General features: G+C 46.0%; 14 protein-coding genes and 1 riboswitch. Of the genes, 4 read left to right on the top strand and 10 right to left on the bottom strand.

Going from position 1 to position 14,406, the window contains the following annotated elements; genetic code table 11:
* Positions 1–58: 58 nt before the first annotated feature.
* From A8709_RS08470 to A8709_RS08460, 4 genes are all read right to left on the bottom strand, one after another.
* Complete coding sequence (locus tag A8709_RS08470; protein ID WP_065851927.1) at positions 59–1,339, bottom strand: L-cysteine desulfidase family protein; 1,281 nt, start codon at positions 1,337–1,339, stop codon at positions 59–61.
* A 100-nt stretch (positions 1,340–1,439) separates the two neighbouring features.
* Positions 1,440–2,255, bottom strand: coding sequence for a hypothetical protein (locus tag A8709_RS08465; protein WP_065851926.1), 816 nt, complete (start codon positions 2,253–2,255; stop codon positions 1,440–1,442).
* A gap of 331 nt (positions 2,256–2,586) precedes the next feature.
* Positions 2,587–2,751 (bottom strand): hypothetical protein, encoded by a 165-nt coding sequence (locus tag A8709_RS34460; protein ID WP_167357033.1) that lies wholly within the window; start codon positions 2,749–2,751, stop codon positions 2,587–2,589.
* A gap of 162 nt (positions 2,752–2,913) precedes the next feature.
* Positions 2,914–4,263, bottom strand: coding sequence for an ABC transporter substrate-binding protein (locus A8709_RS08460; RefSeq protein WP_167357032.1), 1,350 nt, complete (start codon positions 4,261–4,263; stop codon positions 2,914–2,916).
* Between the two features lie 362 nt (positions 4,264–4,625).
* Positions 4,626–4,724, top strand: a riboswitch (purine riboswitch).
* Positions 4,725–4,785: 61 nt separating this feature from the next.
* Here A8709_RS08460 and A8709_RS08450 point away from each other — a divergent pair.
* Together A8709_RS08450 and A8709_RS08445 are read left to right on the top strand one after the other, a co-directional pair.
* Positions 4,786–6,210: an NAD(P)/FAD-dependent oxidoreductase gene (locus A8709_RS08450; protein WP_065851921.1), complete on the top strand. Its 1,425-nt coding sequence runs from the start codon at positions 4,786–4,788 to the stop codon at positions 6,208–6,210.
* Between the two features lie 187 nt (positions 6,211–6,397).
* Positions 6,398–6,739, top strand: coding sequence for a LytTR family transcriptional regulator DNA-binding domain-containing protein (locus A8709_RS08445; RefSeq protein ID WP_065851919.1), 342 nt, complete (start codon positions 6,398–6,400; stop codon positions 6,737–6,739).
* 81 nt (positions 6,740–6,820) lie between these two features.
* On the opposite strand, the gene A8709_RS08440 is transcribed toward A8709_RS08445, so the two are convergent.
* The 6 genes from A8709_RS08440 to A8709_RS08415 form a co-directional block, all read right to left on the bottom strand.
* Positions 6,821–7,171 (bottom strand): hypothetical protein, encoded by a 351-nt coding sequence (locus A8709_RS08440; RefSeq protein WP_208607659.1) that lies wholly within the window; start codon positions 7,169–7,171, stop codon positions 6,821–6,823.
* Between the two features lie 169 nt (positions 7,172–7,340).
* Positions 7,341–8,606 carry an MFS transporter gene (locus A8709_RS08435; RefSeq protein ID WP_065851916.1) on the bottom strand — a complete coding sequence of 422 codons (1,266 nt, stop codon included), beginning with the start codon at positions 8,604–8,606 and terminating at the stop codon, positions 7,341–7,343.
* A complete protein-coding gene (locus tag A8709_RS08430) occupies positions 8,603–9,052 on the bottom strand; it encodes a MarR family winged helix-turn-helix transcriptional regulator (protein WP_065851915.1) in 450 nt (149 codons plus the stop codon). Before A8709_RS08430 ends, A8709_RS08435 begins: the two co-directional genes overlap by 4 nt.
* A gap of 226 nt (positions 9,053–9,278) precedes the next feature.
* A complete protein-coding gene (locus tag A8709_RS08425) occupies positions 9,279–10,367 on the bottom strand; it encodes a lactonase family protein (RefSeq protein ID WP_065851914.1) in 1,089 nt (362 codons plus the stop codon).
* Positions 10,368–10,387: 20 nt separating this feature from the next.
* A complete protein-coding gene (locus A8709_RS08420; protein ID WP_084224755.1) occupies positions 10,388–11,053 on the bottom strand; it encodes a DUF2238 domain-containing protein in 666 nt (221 codons plus the stop codon).
* A 100-nt stretch (positions 11,054–11,153) separates the two neighbouring features.
* The gene (locus tag A8709_RS08415) at positions 11,154–11,999 is read right to left on the bottom strand and encodes a helix-turn-helix transcriptional regulator (protein ID WP_065851913.1); all 846 of its coding nucleotides are present in this window, start codon (positions 11,997–11,999) and stop codon (positions 11,154–11,156) included.
* A 133-nt stretch (positions 12,000–12,132) separates the two neighbouring features.
* On the opposite strand from A8709_RS08415, the gene A8709_RS08410 reads away from it, so the two are divergent.
* Together A8709_RS08410 and A8709_RS08405 are read left to right on the top strand one after the other, a co-directional pair.
* Entirely contained in the window at positions 12,133–13,128 is a 996-nt protein-coding gene (locus A8709_RS08410; protein WP_065851912.1) for a Gfo/Idh/MocA family protein, read from the top strand.
* Between the two features lie 31 nt (positions 13,129–13,159).
* Positions 13,160–14,098, top strand: a complete 939-nt coding sequence (locus A8709_RS08405) for an aldo/keto reductase (protein WP_065851911.1) — start codon at positions 13,160–13,162, stop codon at positions 14,096–14,098.
* The last annotated feature ends 308 nt before the right edge of the window (positions 14,099–14,406 follow it).

Genomic DNA, 14,406 nt, shown 5'->3' with positions numbered 1-14,406 from the left:
CTCATCCTCAGATGACATGCAAGGGAGTGCTATGTAGAGGGGATATTTCTTTTATCTTTTACATATCTTTATGCAGCATCATGTCGAGAATCAATTTATCAACCTCCGATGTTGCTTCATTGCCAATACGGCAGAAATTATCGATTGTTTTCTCCGCATCTTCTTCGATAAATCCATTCGTTGAGGAAATGGACATGCCTTTGGAGGCAAGAAGCGCAGATTGCACCGCTGCACTCGTACAGGTGGCTACTTTCATCGCGCAGCCGCCTTTTGCGCCATCGCACATCATGCCTGTCACATTCCCGAGCATGTTCTGAATAGCGGATTTAATTTCTGTTTTCCCACCGCCCAGCAAATAGGTAATGCCGCAGCTCGCCCCCGTGCCTGATACCGTAACTCCGCATAATGCGGATAATCGGCCAAACTTCGATTTGATATGAATCGTGACGAAATGGCTTAAAGCGACAGCACGAATCAGCTGTTCCTCCGTTGCGCCGAGCTTCTCTGCCGCCGCGACAACAGGATTCGTTGCTGCAATCCCCTGGTTGCCGCTGCCTGAATTCGCCATCACTGGCATCGTAGATCCAGCCATACGCGCATCCGAACCAGCGGCTGCCAAAGCCATCGCATGTGAAGTTAAATCATCGGACAAAATACCTTTTGCCACATTCTCCTTGATCGTCTTCCCAACTTCAAGACCATATGCGTTCGCCAACCCGTCTAATCCTGCTTTACGATTCAATTCAATACTTTGTTTGACCAAATCGAGTTCTAGGAGATCAACGGAATTCACAAAATCCACAATGCCGTCTATCGTAAGCTCACTTCGATCTTCTTTGGAACTCTTAAAAGTCGCGTTTGCGCAGCCGCCTGCATCAACGACCTTTCCATCCACTTCGATCAACGTTATATTCGTATGATTATCTGTAATAATAACTTTGGCATAGCTTTGTTCGGTTTCAACTAAGACTTCAATATATAGTTTCTTGGTCGTATCCGCGAGTTCGAACACAGCTTTCCCTTGCTCCACCATAGACTGCGCCATTGCAATATCATCTGGCTGGATATCAGCAAGGACTTCGAGTTGTTTCTCCGCATTGCCAGCAATGGCCCCTAGGGCAGCGACAAAATCAATCCCGGTCAAATGCGTACCAGGTATGCCAACGGCAAGTGCATTTTTGATAATGCCAGCACTCGCTTTTACCGTAATTTTCTCAATAGGTCCAGACACATATGTTCTTGCCTTTGCAGCTGCTAAAGCGATTGCAACCGGTTCCGTACAGCCAAGCGCGACAACGAGTTCACTTTTCAATATTTGAATGAATGTATGTTTCTCCATGTTGCACGTACCTCCCTTAACACCGAAAGGTACCAACGACCTTCGTATGATTCTTAAAATATACTATAGTTGTTTCACGCAGTTCAACTGATTAATTATGTTAATCGATCATATACACGTGCCATTTGCCTCTATCGTCTGGTCGAACACAGACCGCGCTCTTAAATTCCCGCTCTTCTTTTTCGACCGAATCACTCCTTTGATAGTCGATACCCATACAGTATTCGCCCCCATTATTCTGCATAACGGAACCATCGATCCCTGTAAACGCATAGGAGTATCGAACATCGAGCAACGTATCTATCATTTCGTTCGTCATCGCATTCGATTCCATCCATTGGGCGAACTCCCCGCGATTTCGGGACGCCCATGCTTGCACAAAGGCAAGAATCGCTTCTTTCTTCGCACCTAAGTTGGAAATCTGATCAAGATCCTTTTGTGGAATGAAAACACCTGGTGACACGGGTTGGAATGATTTCAAACCATATACATCATCACTGCACTCACCGATCGTAGCCGCAATAGAGCCATCTTGGTACTGCAGTTCGAACCTCTCAGGAGACACATAATAGAATCGAATTCGGTTCAATTTCTCCTGATGATCCGCATCGTTTCTCCACTTTTCAGAAATCAAAACTAAGTAATTCTCGGCTTCTAATGGTTGAATCTTTACGCCAAATTCAACTGCGTAGCGATCCTTCCCACAAAAATTAACATTTCGTTCCCTCACCGTATTATTCTCTACATTAGGCAGTCCTAATTCACGAATGGTCTTTTCCAAAGCACGTTCCTCCGAAAATGTCATTTTGGGCACGGATAGAGGCTGTATGCTGGCGACCGGCATTTTAGCATGATCATCCCAGATAGATACTATAAAAATGAGGAAGAATACCGCGGCCCACATATACGTTTTCAAGGAATGTCTCCTTTTCTCTGTTTTATGTATGTCTTGCAGCCTCAAAAAATTTCCATTTTCAACCAGGTACTTCTACTATAATAAAACTCCTAGCATTCAACAATGTCTTACGAATAAAAAAACATTTATATTCAACCAATTTGGCTGCACATAAATGTTTTGGCTGTTCTCATATGGATAGGATATCTTCTGCCCACTAACGAGCTAAAGCATTGGGATCTATGTTTACACTTATCCCAATCTGATCAACAATCAGATTTCGAATGGTACTTTTGCCACTTCCGTTATTTCCTGCAAAGACATACATTGTAGCATTTGCTTCATTTATTAGCTACTCCCTGCCATTTAAAGGAATGATCCTACCGTCTACATATTCCTTCACAATCTGACCGTTACCATTTTTATAAACAATATAGGTATCATTTGCTTTGGCATCTAACTTTGCCCTATCGCCTGTTAGTTTAATTAATTTATGCAATTGTTGGGTACGATTCATTCCTTCTCACCATCCAGTCTGCATTTTATTAATATTATACCATAGCAGTAATAACAAAAGAATGTAACTCCAGCTTACTTAACAGTCAATCCTTCTTGTTTTTCGTCCCCTCAGGAAAAAAAGCAGCTCCTTTCCTCTCACGAGGGGAGCTGCTTCAATAGGTTATCGTTTCACAGTATCCGATGCCTTCTGCACTTCAGCCATCGCTTGCTCCGGCGTCGAGGCCCCCGTGGCTACCTTTTGCAAATTAACGAAAAGCGCTTGTTCAATCGTCGCGTTATCCAAGAATCGAATTCCGCCTACATCTTTGGTCATTGCATTCAGAATCACATCCACAGATTGCTTTTCGATATCGGTTTTCAGATTGGAGGTGTCCATGGACAAACCATCTTTGACCGGTAGGAATTGCAAAGCTTTACTCAGTATCGTTTGATACTCGCCAGTTGCCATGAATTCTACGAATCTCCAGGCTGCATCTTTATTCTTGGAATCCTTGCTGATCCCCAGTGGAACGTCGCCGTTGATCAGAACACTCGATTTCCCACCCTCAATGGTCGGCATCGGCACAAGTCCAAAGGTACGGTCGCCTATTTTCAAACCATCTTTATTCGCAACATCGTTCATGATCCAAGCCCCAACAAGAATCATCGGAAGCTGTCTTTTTTGCTCATACATATCTCTGAGATCTGGATCATACTTGGTCGTTAGATTGCCATCTTGGAACAGCTTATCGGTATAAAATTGTTTGAATGCATTCGTCGCTTGAATGAAGGACGGGTCTGTGAATTTCACTTTGCCAGCGTCGGCATCATAGAGCTTACCTGGCGCAATCTGATTAACAAGTGTATAGAATAAATCGGTTACCGTAGCACTTTTACCGCCAGCGAAACCTAAACGCGGCACAATCCCTGGTAATTTGGCATCTTCAAATTTCTTCACGACTTGCTTAAGTTCATCGTACGTTTTCGGTGGCTCAGCGCCTACTTTTTTAAATAAATCCACATCATAGGATAAAAATGGGGTTACGGCGACGCCGGTCGGAATGGTTCGGAAACCATTCTTCTTCGAAGATGCCAACGGTGTCGTTTTGAACTTTTTCTCCCAATCCTTCCCGAGCGATTTCTCGGCCAATGGTGCGAGCGGCTCCAGAATCGGTGAATAGTTTTTGATCATTGGACCGTTCTGAAATGCCATAACATCCGGAATTTCACCGCCTTGAATCGCCACCTGAATTTTCTTCTCATAGTCTGCAGAAGGCGTCCGCACATAGTTGACTTTAATTTTCGGATATTTCTCATTAAATGCTTTTATTAACTGCTGCCATACATTATCCTCTGGCGACCATGACCAGAATGAAATTTCCCCCGCGACATCCTCGGGCTTTTGCGTCGTATTTACTGTTTCCTTCGCTGCGCTCGATGGGCTTACGCTCACACTCGTTGAAGATGTTCCGCATGCGGATAGCAGCAGTAGTCCCGTTAGAGCAATACCAGTTAAACTTATTTTCTTCATCATCGTACACTCCCCTAGAATAAATGATTTAGTATACTTATAATACCAAGTAAATAGGTCGACTTAATTATATTTAATTTATATAGAAAAGAGACTAAAGTCAACAATTATTTATATTAATCATGGAAATACACGTACCAATCATCAAGTAAAATGAAATCTACTCATTATTAACAACCAAATTGAAGTTCTATTTAATATAAATATCATACTTAATTTATAAAATCCCATCGCTTTCCACACCTTATTTCCACTAACCTGCATGCTCCAAAACTCCAAGAGAATCCCGATCAATTTCACGAACATTATCTCATTGACAACGAATAACGTTCGTATTATGATAGTCAAGGCGATAACAAACGGCCACATAACCATGAATCGTTCGTATATCCTTGAGAATTGGCTTGAGGGTCTCTAGAGGAAGCCATAACTTCCTAGCTACGACGGGTGCTCTTTTTCGCATACCCGTGTGGCTAGGTTTTTTTGCGCCCAAAAATGACTGTTCTAGAGGAGATTGCTGCTATGAAAGCTTATGATTTTATCGTTGTTGGTGCGGGTCCTGCCGGAATCTTTGCTTGTTATGAAATGACATTGCTACATCCTAACGCGAATATTGTACTCGTTGACAAAGGCCACGATATCTACAAGCGCAGTTGTCCGATTCTTGAAAATAAAATCAAGCTTTGCCCACCTCCAGCCGGAAAGAAAGACTTCTCTGGCTGTTTGCCTGCGTGCTCCATTACCTCCGGTTTTGGCGGAGCAGGTGCTTATAGTGATGGTAAATTCAATATCACGACAGAATTCGGTGGCTGGATGACAGATTACCTGGCTCCAAGCAAAGTCATGGAATTAATCCGTTACGTGGATAGCATCAATCTGCAACATGGTGCCACTGAAAATATAACAGACCCTACAACTGAAGCGGTCAAAGGCATTGAACAGCGCTCCTACGCAGCTGGCTTAAAGCTGCTTCGCGCACAAGTTCGCCATTTGGGAACCGAACAGAACCTCATGATTCTGAAATCGATCTACGAATATTTGAAAACACGCATTGATATGCAGTTCAAAACAGAAGTCGATGATATTATTACAACGAAAAAAGAAGATAAACACGTTATTCAAGGAATCCGCTTGAAGGATGGCACAGAGCTCATGAGCAGCAATGTGATGCTAGCCCCAGGACGTGACGGCTCCGCTTGGTTAACGCAGGTACTTAAGAAACGCCGCCTCAAAATGTCCAACAATCAAGTCGATGTCGGCGTTCGTGTTGAAACGTCCGATGTCGTTATGCGTGAAATCAACGAACATTTGTATGAGGGGAAATTCGTTTATAACACATCGGTCGGCACGCGCGTACGGACCTTCTGCAGTAACCCATCCGGACATGTTGTCGTTGAGAATCACAGCGGGATCATGGCAGCTAACGGTCACTCTTATAAAGATCCTGCACTCGGTTCCACGAACACGAACTTCGCCTTGCTCGTGTCTCACAAATTCACTGAACCATTCGATAAGCCGAATGAATATGCGAGAGAAATCTGTAAACACGCCAATGACCTCTCCAGCGGCGGTGTCATCGTTCAGAAATTTGGCGATATTATGCGCGGCCGCAGATCTACTGCAGATCGTATTCGCGAAGGCTTCCTTGAGCCTACTTTGTCCGAAGCAGTACCAGGAGATCTCGGGCTTGTTCTGCCATACAACACGATGAAAAGCTTGATAGAAATGATCCATGCGCTGGAGAAAGTTACGCCTGGTATCGCGTCTGAGCATACGCTCTTCTACGGCGTTGAAGCGAAATTTTATTCCGCTCGTCCGAAGCTGAGTGAGAGCTTCGAAACAGAAATCAAAGGCCTTTACTGCGGCGGTGACGGCGCTGGAATTACGCGCGGATTAGCTCAAGCTGGCGCAGCAGGTGTCTGGGTCGCTCGTAATATTTCACTATAATTATTTCCGAGGAAATAGTTGTCAGTTCGTCAAAAACGACTAAAAAACCAACATTTTCGTTCTTCATCGGCGAACTTTGTTGGTTTTTTTTAGTTGAGAAAGCCTTTTCATTCCCCTCAGATTATGGTAAGATAAAACCGTCTCACAGTATGTAAGCGTTATCATTTTAAAAAGGGGGCAAAATAAAATGAATGTAGCGCTCGAAGTTTATAACACGTATGAGGATTTTATTTTAGAAAAGGATATCATGTATTTCCGCATCGGTGAACATGGGCTTGTCTCTTTCCACGGGAAGAACTACCACGTCAAGAAGCGTTTGAATACGGAGCAAATCCAGAACATGACCTCAGATAGTGTCTTTTTCAAAGTGAACACTGATTGCTATGTGAATACAAAAAAAATACAACATATTCAAGATGGCAAAGTATATTTCGAAGCCAGAATCTCGGATTCCAAGTTCACCACCATTACGAAACTTCGCCAACACCGACTGAAAGAAATCGTACAGCAGCGTAAAACAGAAGACTGATAGACACATCTGTTGCTAACTAGAAGACATAGAGAAAGGAGCTTGCGAATGAATTCGCAAGCTCCTTTCTTCATCTAGCTGTTAAGAAATTTTGGCGAGTGTTTCGTGCTTGTGCTCGCGGATCAAAAAGCGAATGTATTCGACCGTTGTATCTTTGACCTTTTTGGCTTCTTCCAATGTAGCGAAGCTGTATTCAGCATAATCTGTGCTTTCATACTTGCTCAACTCTTCATTGTCCATGCCAAGCGTGGAGAAGTTATGAACGAGCTCATAGGATGTTTTCGAATCCACATTTTTCACGAAAATGTCTTTCGAAAAGAATGAACCCTGTTTCTCTACTTTAAAAATAACGCGAAACGGCTTCTCCTTATCCGAAACAAAACACTTAATGACAACGTCGATTTCCATCGTTTTATAATCCACAGTGTTCATCGGTTCCTGCATTGGCTTATGCATCCATCTCTTCAATATCCCCAGCACAAGACTCCTCCTCAACACTTGAACTTATTCTCATATTGTATCGGATACCTCGTAAATTGACAACCTAAATAATGGTTTTTCTTGATAGAGTAGCCTAGTTTTCACGAGTTTTCACACATTTTCATAGTGTTATTTCCCCTGTTTGCCCCTTGAGCGTGAGCGATGCTTTGTATTTCCAAGATATGAACAGGCACAGAAGTCCCGTTAACACCCCGCAGGCAACGAACGCCCCATTTGCCCCGAACCGATCCGCAATGTAACCTGAGAACAAGCTTCCAATCGGGGTTGAACCTGCGAATACAAGGGCATACACACTCATGACACGCGCACGATACTCGTCTTTGGCGTACATTTGAAGCGCAGAGTTACTGTTCGTCGCGAATAAAATATTAAAGAAACCCGTGAACGCCAGCAGCGTCCCACAAACCCACACCGAACCGCTAAGCCCATTGAGAATCAAACAAATTGCCACCATACAACTAGCTAGCATACTGACCTTGAGCTTCGGCCCCTGTTTGCTTCGAAAGGACATTGTCAATGCGCCTGCCAACGAGCCCACGCCCAAGCATGACATCAAGGTACCGTATGTTGTTTCGCCCATGTGCAGCACGTTTTTCGTAAACACAGGAATCAGAATGTTAAAATTAAAAGCAAGCGTCCCGATGACAGTTACGAGCAAGACAGTCGGTGACAGAATTGGATCTCTGGCAATGTAAATAATTCCGTCCTTAATTTCCTTCAAAATACCATCCTTCGACGTCTTCTTACGCACATAAGGAGCAGCCTGAATATGAATCAAGCCATAGAGCACAGCAATAAAACTGAACCCATTTAACAGAAAACACCACCCGGCACCTAGCCACGCCATCATAACAGCCCCAATAGAAGGACCTACGATTCTTGCCATATTAAACGTCGTCGAGTTCAAAGCGATCGCGTTCATAAGATCCTCTTTACCCACGATTTCTACATTGAATGCCTGCCTGGTTGGCATATCTAGCGTATTATTCAGTCCAAGAAGCAGTGCCAGTACAAGGATATATTCATATCGCACCGTATTGGTCAAGACCAACGCAGCCAAGGTGAAGGCGAGAATCATCGAGACCGTTTGGGTCAAAATCAGAATCTTCTTCTTCGGATATTTATCTACGATAATACCAGCAAATAAGGAGAATAGGAGAATCGGTAGGAACTGGCACGCAGCTACAACACCCAGTTTAAGTGACGACCCCGTAATCGTTAGAACGAGCCAAGATTGCCCGATGTTTTGCATCCAAGTACCGATCAGGGATACACACTGACCAAACCACATATACCGATAATTTTTGTGTGTAAGCGCATGGAAATGGCGATCAATAAAGACAGACCCTGCAGCCCGCATATTCATAGGTCCACCTCTTCTTCTGCGAAGTGAGCCGCATTATGACCCATTTTTTCTAGAATGACCAGCGCCATGTCCTTCTCCTCATCGGACATACCGAACGTTAATCGTTCCCGCCAATCCGTGAGTACCTTGCGCACATCCTCTTTAATTCCCCGAGCTTTTTCCGTCAAAAAGACTTCATTACATCGCTTATCCCGTTCACTGACGTTCCGCAAAATGTAACCCTGCTCTTCTAGCTTCTTCAACGCCTTCGCCGTCGTCCCCTTATCGATCTTGAGATAGTCAGCCAGTTCTTCTTGCGTCAACCCATCTTCTTTGTAGAGGGCATTTAGGAAAATATGCTGGCCTCTGCCGATCTCAAAATGCTTCAAATGATCACCAATATACATCTGGCCGTACCGGTAAATCAACGAGACCCACCTGGGAATCGAATTTCGCGATTCAATCATGGGAATTCCTCCTTTGTGTAAAAAATCCGAATCGTTGCACTTGCCACTAATTTAGTGTACGCGGAAACCGTTGCAGATGCAACGGTTTTTTACAAGAAATTGGTTAGCCCGCATGTTCGCCAAATAGGGTTAGAAATTCAGCCCTATCACGACAAAAAAATGAAGGGGCAAGTAGATACCTGCCCCTTCATTCTAGAAATAAAGCCCAACATCTTACTCTCAGCGTCTACGAAAGAAATCTCACGCAAACCGGCCGCGATACCGCTGCCGTTTGCTCTGTTTCTTCCAGCATCCCCGTCTCCACATTCCTGCGGAAGACGACGATGCTGTTCGACTCCTGGTTCGCCGCGAGCAGGAACTCGTCCTGCGGCGAAAGCGCAAAGTTCCGCGGCGTCCGCCCCCGCGTCGACTGCCAACCCACGACCGACAGCGTGCCGCTGTCTCGGTCGACCCCATAAACCGCGACACTATCGTGTCCGCGGTTCGATGCATACAAGAAGCGGCCATCACCCGAGAGGTGAATGTCCGCACAGGAATTCACGCCGCTGAAGCCCTCCGGCAGCGTCGAAACCGTCTGGACCGCGGTCATACTGCCCGCGTCCGCCTCATAAGACAGCACGGTGATCGTGCTGTCCAACTCATTGATCGCGTACACGTACGTACTGTCCGCGCTGAACACCAAATGCCGCGGGCCCGCGCCCGGCTTCATCGCTGCTGAGCCGTGCGGCAGCAGCTCGCCGCGTTCCGCGTCAATGCGGCTAATGACCAGCCGATCAAGGCCAAGATCGGCCGCAACGGCATACCGATTGTCCGGTGTCGGAACAATCGAGTGCGCATGCGGCGCTTCCTGGCGATCCGCTTGCGGTCCAAGCTCGCCTTCGTGTTGCACCAATTGCGTATGAGCCCCCAGAGCGCCACCCGCTTCGATCGGATAAACCGTCACATTGCCGCTCAAATAATTCGCAACATACACGTTGCGATTCGTCGCATCTACACTGATATAGCAAGGCGCTGAACCGTCTGCTGGCTGTTGATTGATTTTGCTCAACCGACCTGTACCCGCTTCAATCGCATAGGCAGCCGCCGAGCCGCCATAACGTCCTTCATAGGTTTCCGTTTCACTCACGGCATATAAAACGGTTTTATCGTTATTCACCGCCAAAAACGAAGCATTCGGCAAATCGCTATACGTTTCAATCAGCGTCAGCTCGCCTGTTTGCCCATTGAAGGCATATAATGAAATGCCAACCGGATGCTGTTCATCCGTATAGGAACCTATATAAACATATGAAATACCGTTTTCCCCATTTGCCATTTGCGTCGTTTCCTCCTATTTTACCTATATAATGTGATCTTCCATAGCTTTCGCTTCCACAACGCCGTGACGCACATGGCCACAATCGCCCCGTAAAGCGCCAGCTCCATATCGTGCTGGGCATCCCAAGGATCACCTTGTGCCCCTACGAACAGTGTGCCAATATCAGGTGCTACAATTAACGCTACCCACATTTCAATGAGCTCATAAAAAGCACCCATAGCCAAAACGATAACACACGTCATCGTAGAAAGCCAACCTCTTCCAAGTCGTGTCCATGCCTGTAAGCCTTCGCGAATCGGATAGGCGCACAATAGGCCAAAACTGAAGTGAACAAGACGATCATAATTATCGCGTTTGGAGCTAAATACCACTCCTAACCAACGGTCAATTTCTGTTCCATTGTACGAGTAATGCGCTCCGATGCTATGCAGCAGCAGAAAAACAGCCAACAACCCATAGGTACCATTCGTAAAAGCAAATACACGATACGTACTCACTAATCCCGCCAATGCTGCCCAGATTAATAAATTTTCAAGTATCCAATCTCCTCGACTATACGGTGAAATCGCCAGCCATCCCCACAAAACAAGCCAGATTAAGATGATCCCCTGCAAAACCCGGTTTTCTTTCAAAGGTTTCCTTCTCGCATTCATGGTTCTAGCCGTATTCTGTTTCGCTTGCATGTGCACAGCCCCCTTTGTCGTCTCTACAGACTCAGAGTACCGTGCAACGGCATTTGCCAAAAGTACTAACTTTTACTAGTACCACACTTTGAACCGCTTACTAACTATACACACCTTTCACATACAAGCTTCGGAACTCACTCGGTGTCATGCCTTCATGCTCATGGAACTTCTGATTGAAATAACTTGCAGAGGTATAGCCAGCCTCACACGCAATGTCTTTGATCGGCCAGTTTTCTTTCTCGATTAAACGCTGCTTCGCAAATTGAATGCGGCACAGAGTGATGAACGACAACGGCGTCATCGACGTGGCTTTACGGAATATTTTGCAAAAATAATACGTACTGACGCCCGCAAGCTCCGCCCATTCCTCCAGATTAAACGGCTCGCAGGCTTTACTCTGCATAGCGGGGAGCAAGGTCAGAATTCGATCGACCGATTCCGTTCCACGATTGACGGTTAACGGTGTCGCATAGCTCATAAATTCGCTCAAAATCTGATAAGTCAGTGTGCTCAGCAATGTTGTCCTAAGAATTTGATGGGTTTCCGCTTCGAGTAACAGCTCATGATAAGCTTTCTCGAGCTCTGCACTTCTTTTTAACGTCCACAGGTTGCGCAAAAATCCCTTCTCCAAAAGAAACTCCTTGATGTGATCCCCATAAAAGTGAACCCAACGCACATCCCAAGGATCCTCTTTGGAGCTGTAATAACGCTGATATTGATAGGGAATAAACAAGAAGGCATCGCCCTTCTGAAGCGTGTACTGTTGCCCCTCCATTTCCACATATCCTTTGCCTGAGATAATAAAATGCAAACTATACGTCGTCCACATGCCCTCTAGTCGTTCAACATCGTGATGAGGCTGCTTACTGTACCACCCGACAGATTCGGGAAAAATGAAATAATTCGACTGCTGCAAGGTAGGCAGCATGACTTGTCGATGCATAGAATAACCCCTCGTCTCTAATGACAATATTACGCTATCCGATTCAATATATTACTATATTCATTTTAATTAACTCCTTTTATAATAGCAATATAACGTTACATATTCCACTAAGCAAAGGAGAACTGCCGTCATGACTAAACTTCGTTGGGGTATTCTAGGCTGTGCCAATATCGCGATTCGCGCTTGTATCCCTGGTATTCAGCAATCTCAAACTGGCGTTGTAAGCGCAATCGCAAGTCGTAACTTGGAGAAATCACAGGAGGTAGCGGCTCGCCTTGATATCCCTACCGCTTATGGCAGCTATGAGGAATTAATCGCGGATCCGAACATCGATGCGATTTACATTCCCCTTCCTAACCATCTGCACAAAGAATGGACGATCCGAGCAGCGCAGGCTGGTAAACATGTGTTGTGTGAAAAGCCCGCTGCACTGACATCAACTGAGGTCCAGGACATGATTACTGCATGCGAAGAGGCTGGCGTGTTATTTGCTGAGGCGTTCATGTATCGCCATCACCCTCGTTACGAGCGCGTGAAAGAAATTATGCAATCTGGCGAAATCGGCGATATTCGCGGTATTCATGGTGCTTTTACATTCAGCAATCCGGATGATAGCAAAAATGTTCGTTACGTCCGCGAATGGGGCGGCGGCTCGGTCTATGATGTAGGGTGTTATCCGCTGAGTGCGGCTAGATTTCTTTTGGAAAGAGAGCCAGAAGCTGTGACTACCCATGCATTCTTCTCTCCCGAACATGATAATGTGGATATGATGATGTCCGGTTTGGTCGAATTCAGCGGCAACGTGGCTCTGACCTTTGATTGCGGGATGTGGGCTGCTTTCCGGAACACGCTGGAAATTTTGGGTTCCAAAGGCCGCATCGTAATTCCTTCCGCTTTTGTAACACCAACCGAAGAGTCCGGCCACTTCCAAGTCTATGTCGGCAACGAACAGCGTGAAGAGAAGGTCCCTTTCCTTAATCAATACGCCTTGCAAGTGGACGATTTGGCCTATGCGGCATGGGGTGAGAAAGCGCAGCGTTTTGCTCCGTCCGACGCTGTTTCTAATTTGAAACTTATTGATGCTTGTCTACAATCAGCTACAGAACGCTCACGTGTTGTGCTTTGATAAAACCTATAAGAAGGGCAGGGATTGCGATATGCAGCATATTCAAATTAAAGGATTAGATAAACCTGTATCTAAATTGGTCATGGGGTCTGATTTTTTCAACTTATCCAATGGGCAAGAGGTTAGTGAAATCCTCCACCATTACTTGGCTATCGGGGGGAATACGATTGATTCCGCTCATAACTACTCTAGAGGTCAAAGTGAACAGGCCATTGGTGTTTGGCTCGACGAAACAGGCAATCGTGATAAAATGGTACTCTTCACCAAAGGTGCCCATCACGATGATAATGGCCCTCGTGTTAATCCCGATGCGATTCGCCATGACCTGCTGACTAGCTTGGAGCGGATGCGTACGGACTATATCGATTTATATGGCCTCCATCGCGATGATCCCGCCATCCCTGTCGGTGTCATTGTCGAAGCCCTGAATGAGCATCTGGAAGCAGGCCGCATACGCGCATTTGGCGGGTCCAACTGGACGCATCAGCGCCTGCAAGAAGCGAACGATTATGCCTCTCAACATGGGCTAGTTGGCTTCAGCTTTAGCTCGCCGAACCTAAGTCTCGCTAAGCCCAACGAACCTTTCTGGGCAGGCTGTGTGTCCGCCGATGCAGAGGCGTTGCGTTGGTACGAAGCTCAGCAGTTTCCACTGCTGTCGTGGTCATCGCAGGCTCGCGGCTTTTTCTCCGGTCGGTTCTCACCGGAGATCCGCGATAACGCCGACATCGTCCGCGTGTTCTACAGCGACGAGAACTGGACGCGGCTGCAGCGTGCGCAGCAGCTCGCTGAGGAGAAAGGCGTCAGCGCGATCCAAATTGCGCTCGCTTATGTGCTAAGCCAGCCGTTCCCGGCGTGCGCGTTGATCGGTCCGCGCACCGAGGCGGAGATGGTGTCCTGCCGCGATGGCGCAGAGCTTGTGCTGTCGGCGCAGGAGCTAGCCTGGCTTGATTTGACTGGAGCTACCGTGTAGCTCTCGTGTGCTAAGCAAGCTCAATAACGCCCTCTGTAATAAGGGCGTTATTGGGCTTTTTTTACGCCGTAATAGTGACATTTCCTCGATGATCATCGCTCGGTAGCAATCTCATGTGCACATTAGCTTCGCTCATTCCACGCCTAGCAGTACACCAGACTCCTCTCTATTTCCACGCTTCCTTCGTATACCTAAACGGATAACCTAGAGCTAATCTTCTCAATTACCATAACAAGATAATCTAACTGATAACCCACAGCTATTCTCCTCCATGTCCGTAACAAGACTAATTACTTGAAAATCTATAG

The organism is Paenibacillus pectinilyticus (assembly GCF_001700435.1).
Lineage (GTDB): Bacteria > Bacillota > Bacilli > Paenibacillales > NBRC-103111 > Paenibacillus_E > Paenibacillus_E pectinilyticus.
Note: the sequence above shows the minus strand (reverse complement) of the source record. Positions and strands in the feature narration are given on the sequence as shown.

Bases quoted from the DNA above. Each gene is read 5' to 3' on its own strand.
- A8709_RS08470 (WP_065851927.1), bottom strand. From the start codon at position 1,339: ATGGAGAAACATACATTCATTCAAATATTGAAAAGTGAACTCGTTGTC.
- A8709_RS34460 (WP_167357033.1), bottom strand. From the start codon at position 2,751: ATGAATCGTACCCAACAATTGCATAAATTAATTAAACTAACAGGCGAT.
- A8709_RS08460 (WP_167357032.1), bottom strand. From the start codon at position 4,263: ATGAAGAAAATAAGTTTAACTGGTATTGCTCTAACGGGACTACTGCTG.
- A8709_RS08450 (WP_065851921.1), top strand. From the start codon at position 4,786: ATGAAAGCTTATGATTTTATCGTTGTTGGTGCGGGTCCTGCCGGAATC.
- A8709_RS08445 (WP_065851919.1), top strand. From the start codon at position 6,398: ATGAATGTAGCGCTCGAAGTTTATAACACGTATGAGGATTTTATTTTA.
- A8709_RS08440 (WP_208607659.1), bottom strand. From the start codon at position 7,171: ATGAACACTGTGGATTATAAAACGATGGAAATCGACGTTGTCATTAAG.
- A8709_RS08435 (WP_065851916.1), bottom strand. From the start codon at position 8,606: ATGAATATGCGGGCTGCAGGGTCTGTCTTTATTGATCGCCATTTCCAT.
- A8709_RS08430 (WP_065851915.1), bottom strand. From the start codon at position 9,052: ATGATTGAATCGCGAAATTCGATTCCCAGGTGGGTCTCGTTGATTTAC.
- A8709_RS08425 (WP_065851914.1), bottom strand. From the start codon at position 10,367: ATGGCAAATGGGGAAAACGGTATTTCATATGTTTATATAGGTTCCTAT.
- A8709_RS08420 (WP_084224755.1), bottom strand. From the start codon at position 11,053: ATGCAAGCGAAACAGAATACGGCTAGAACCATGAATGCGAGAAGGAAA.
- A8709_RS08415 (WP_065851913.1), bottom strand. From the start codon at position 11,999: ATGCATCGACAAGTCATGCTGCCTACCTTGCAGCAGTCGAATTATTTC.
- A8709_RS08410 (WP_065851912.1), top strand. From the start codon at position 12,133: ATGACTAAACTTCGTTGGGGTATTCTAGGCTGTGCCAATATCGCGATT.
- A8709_RS08405 (WP_065851911.1), top strand. From the start codon at position 13,160: ATGCAGCATATTCAAATTAAAGGATTAGATAAACCTGTATCTAAATTG.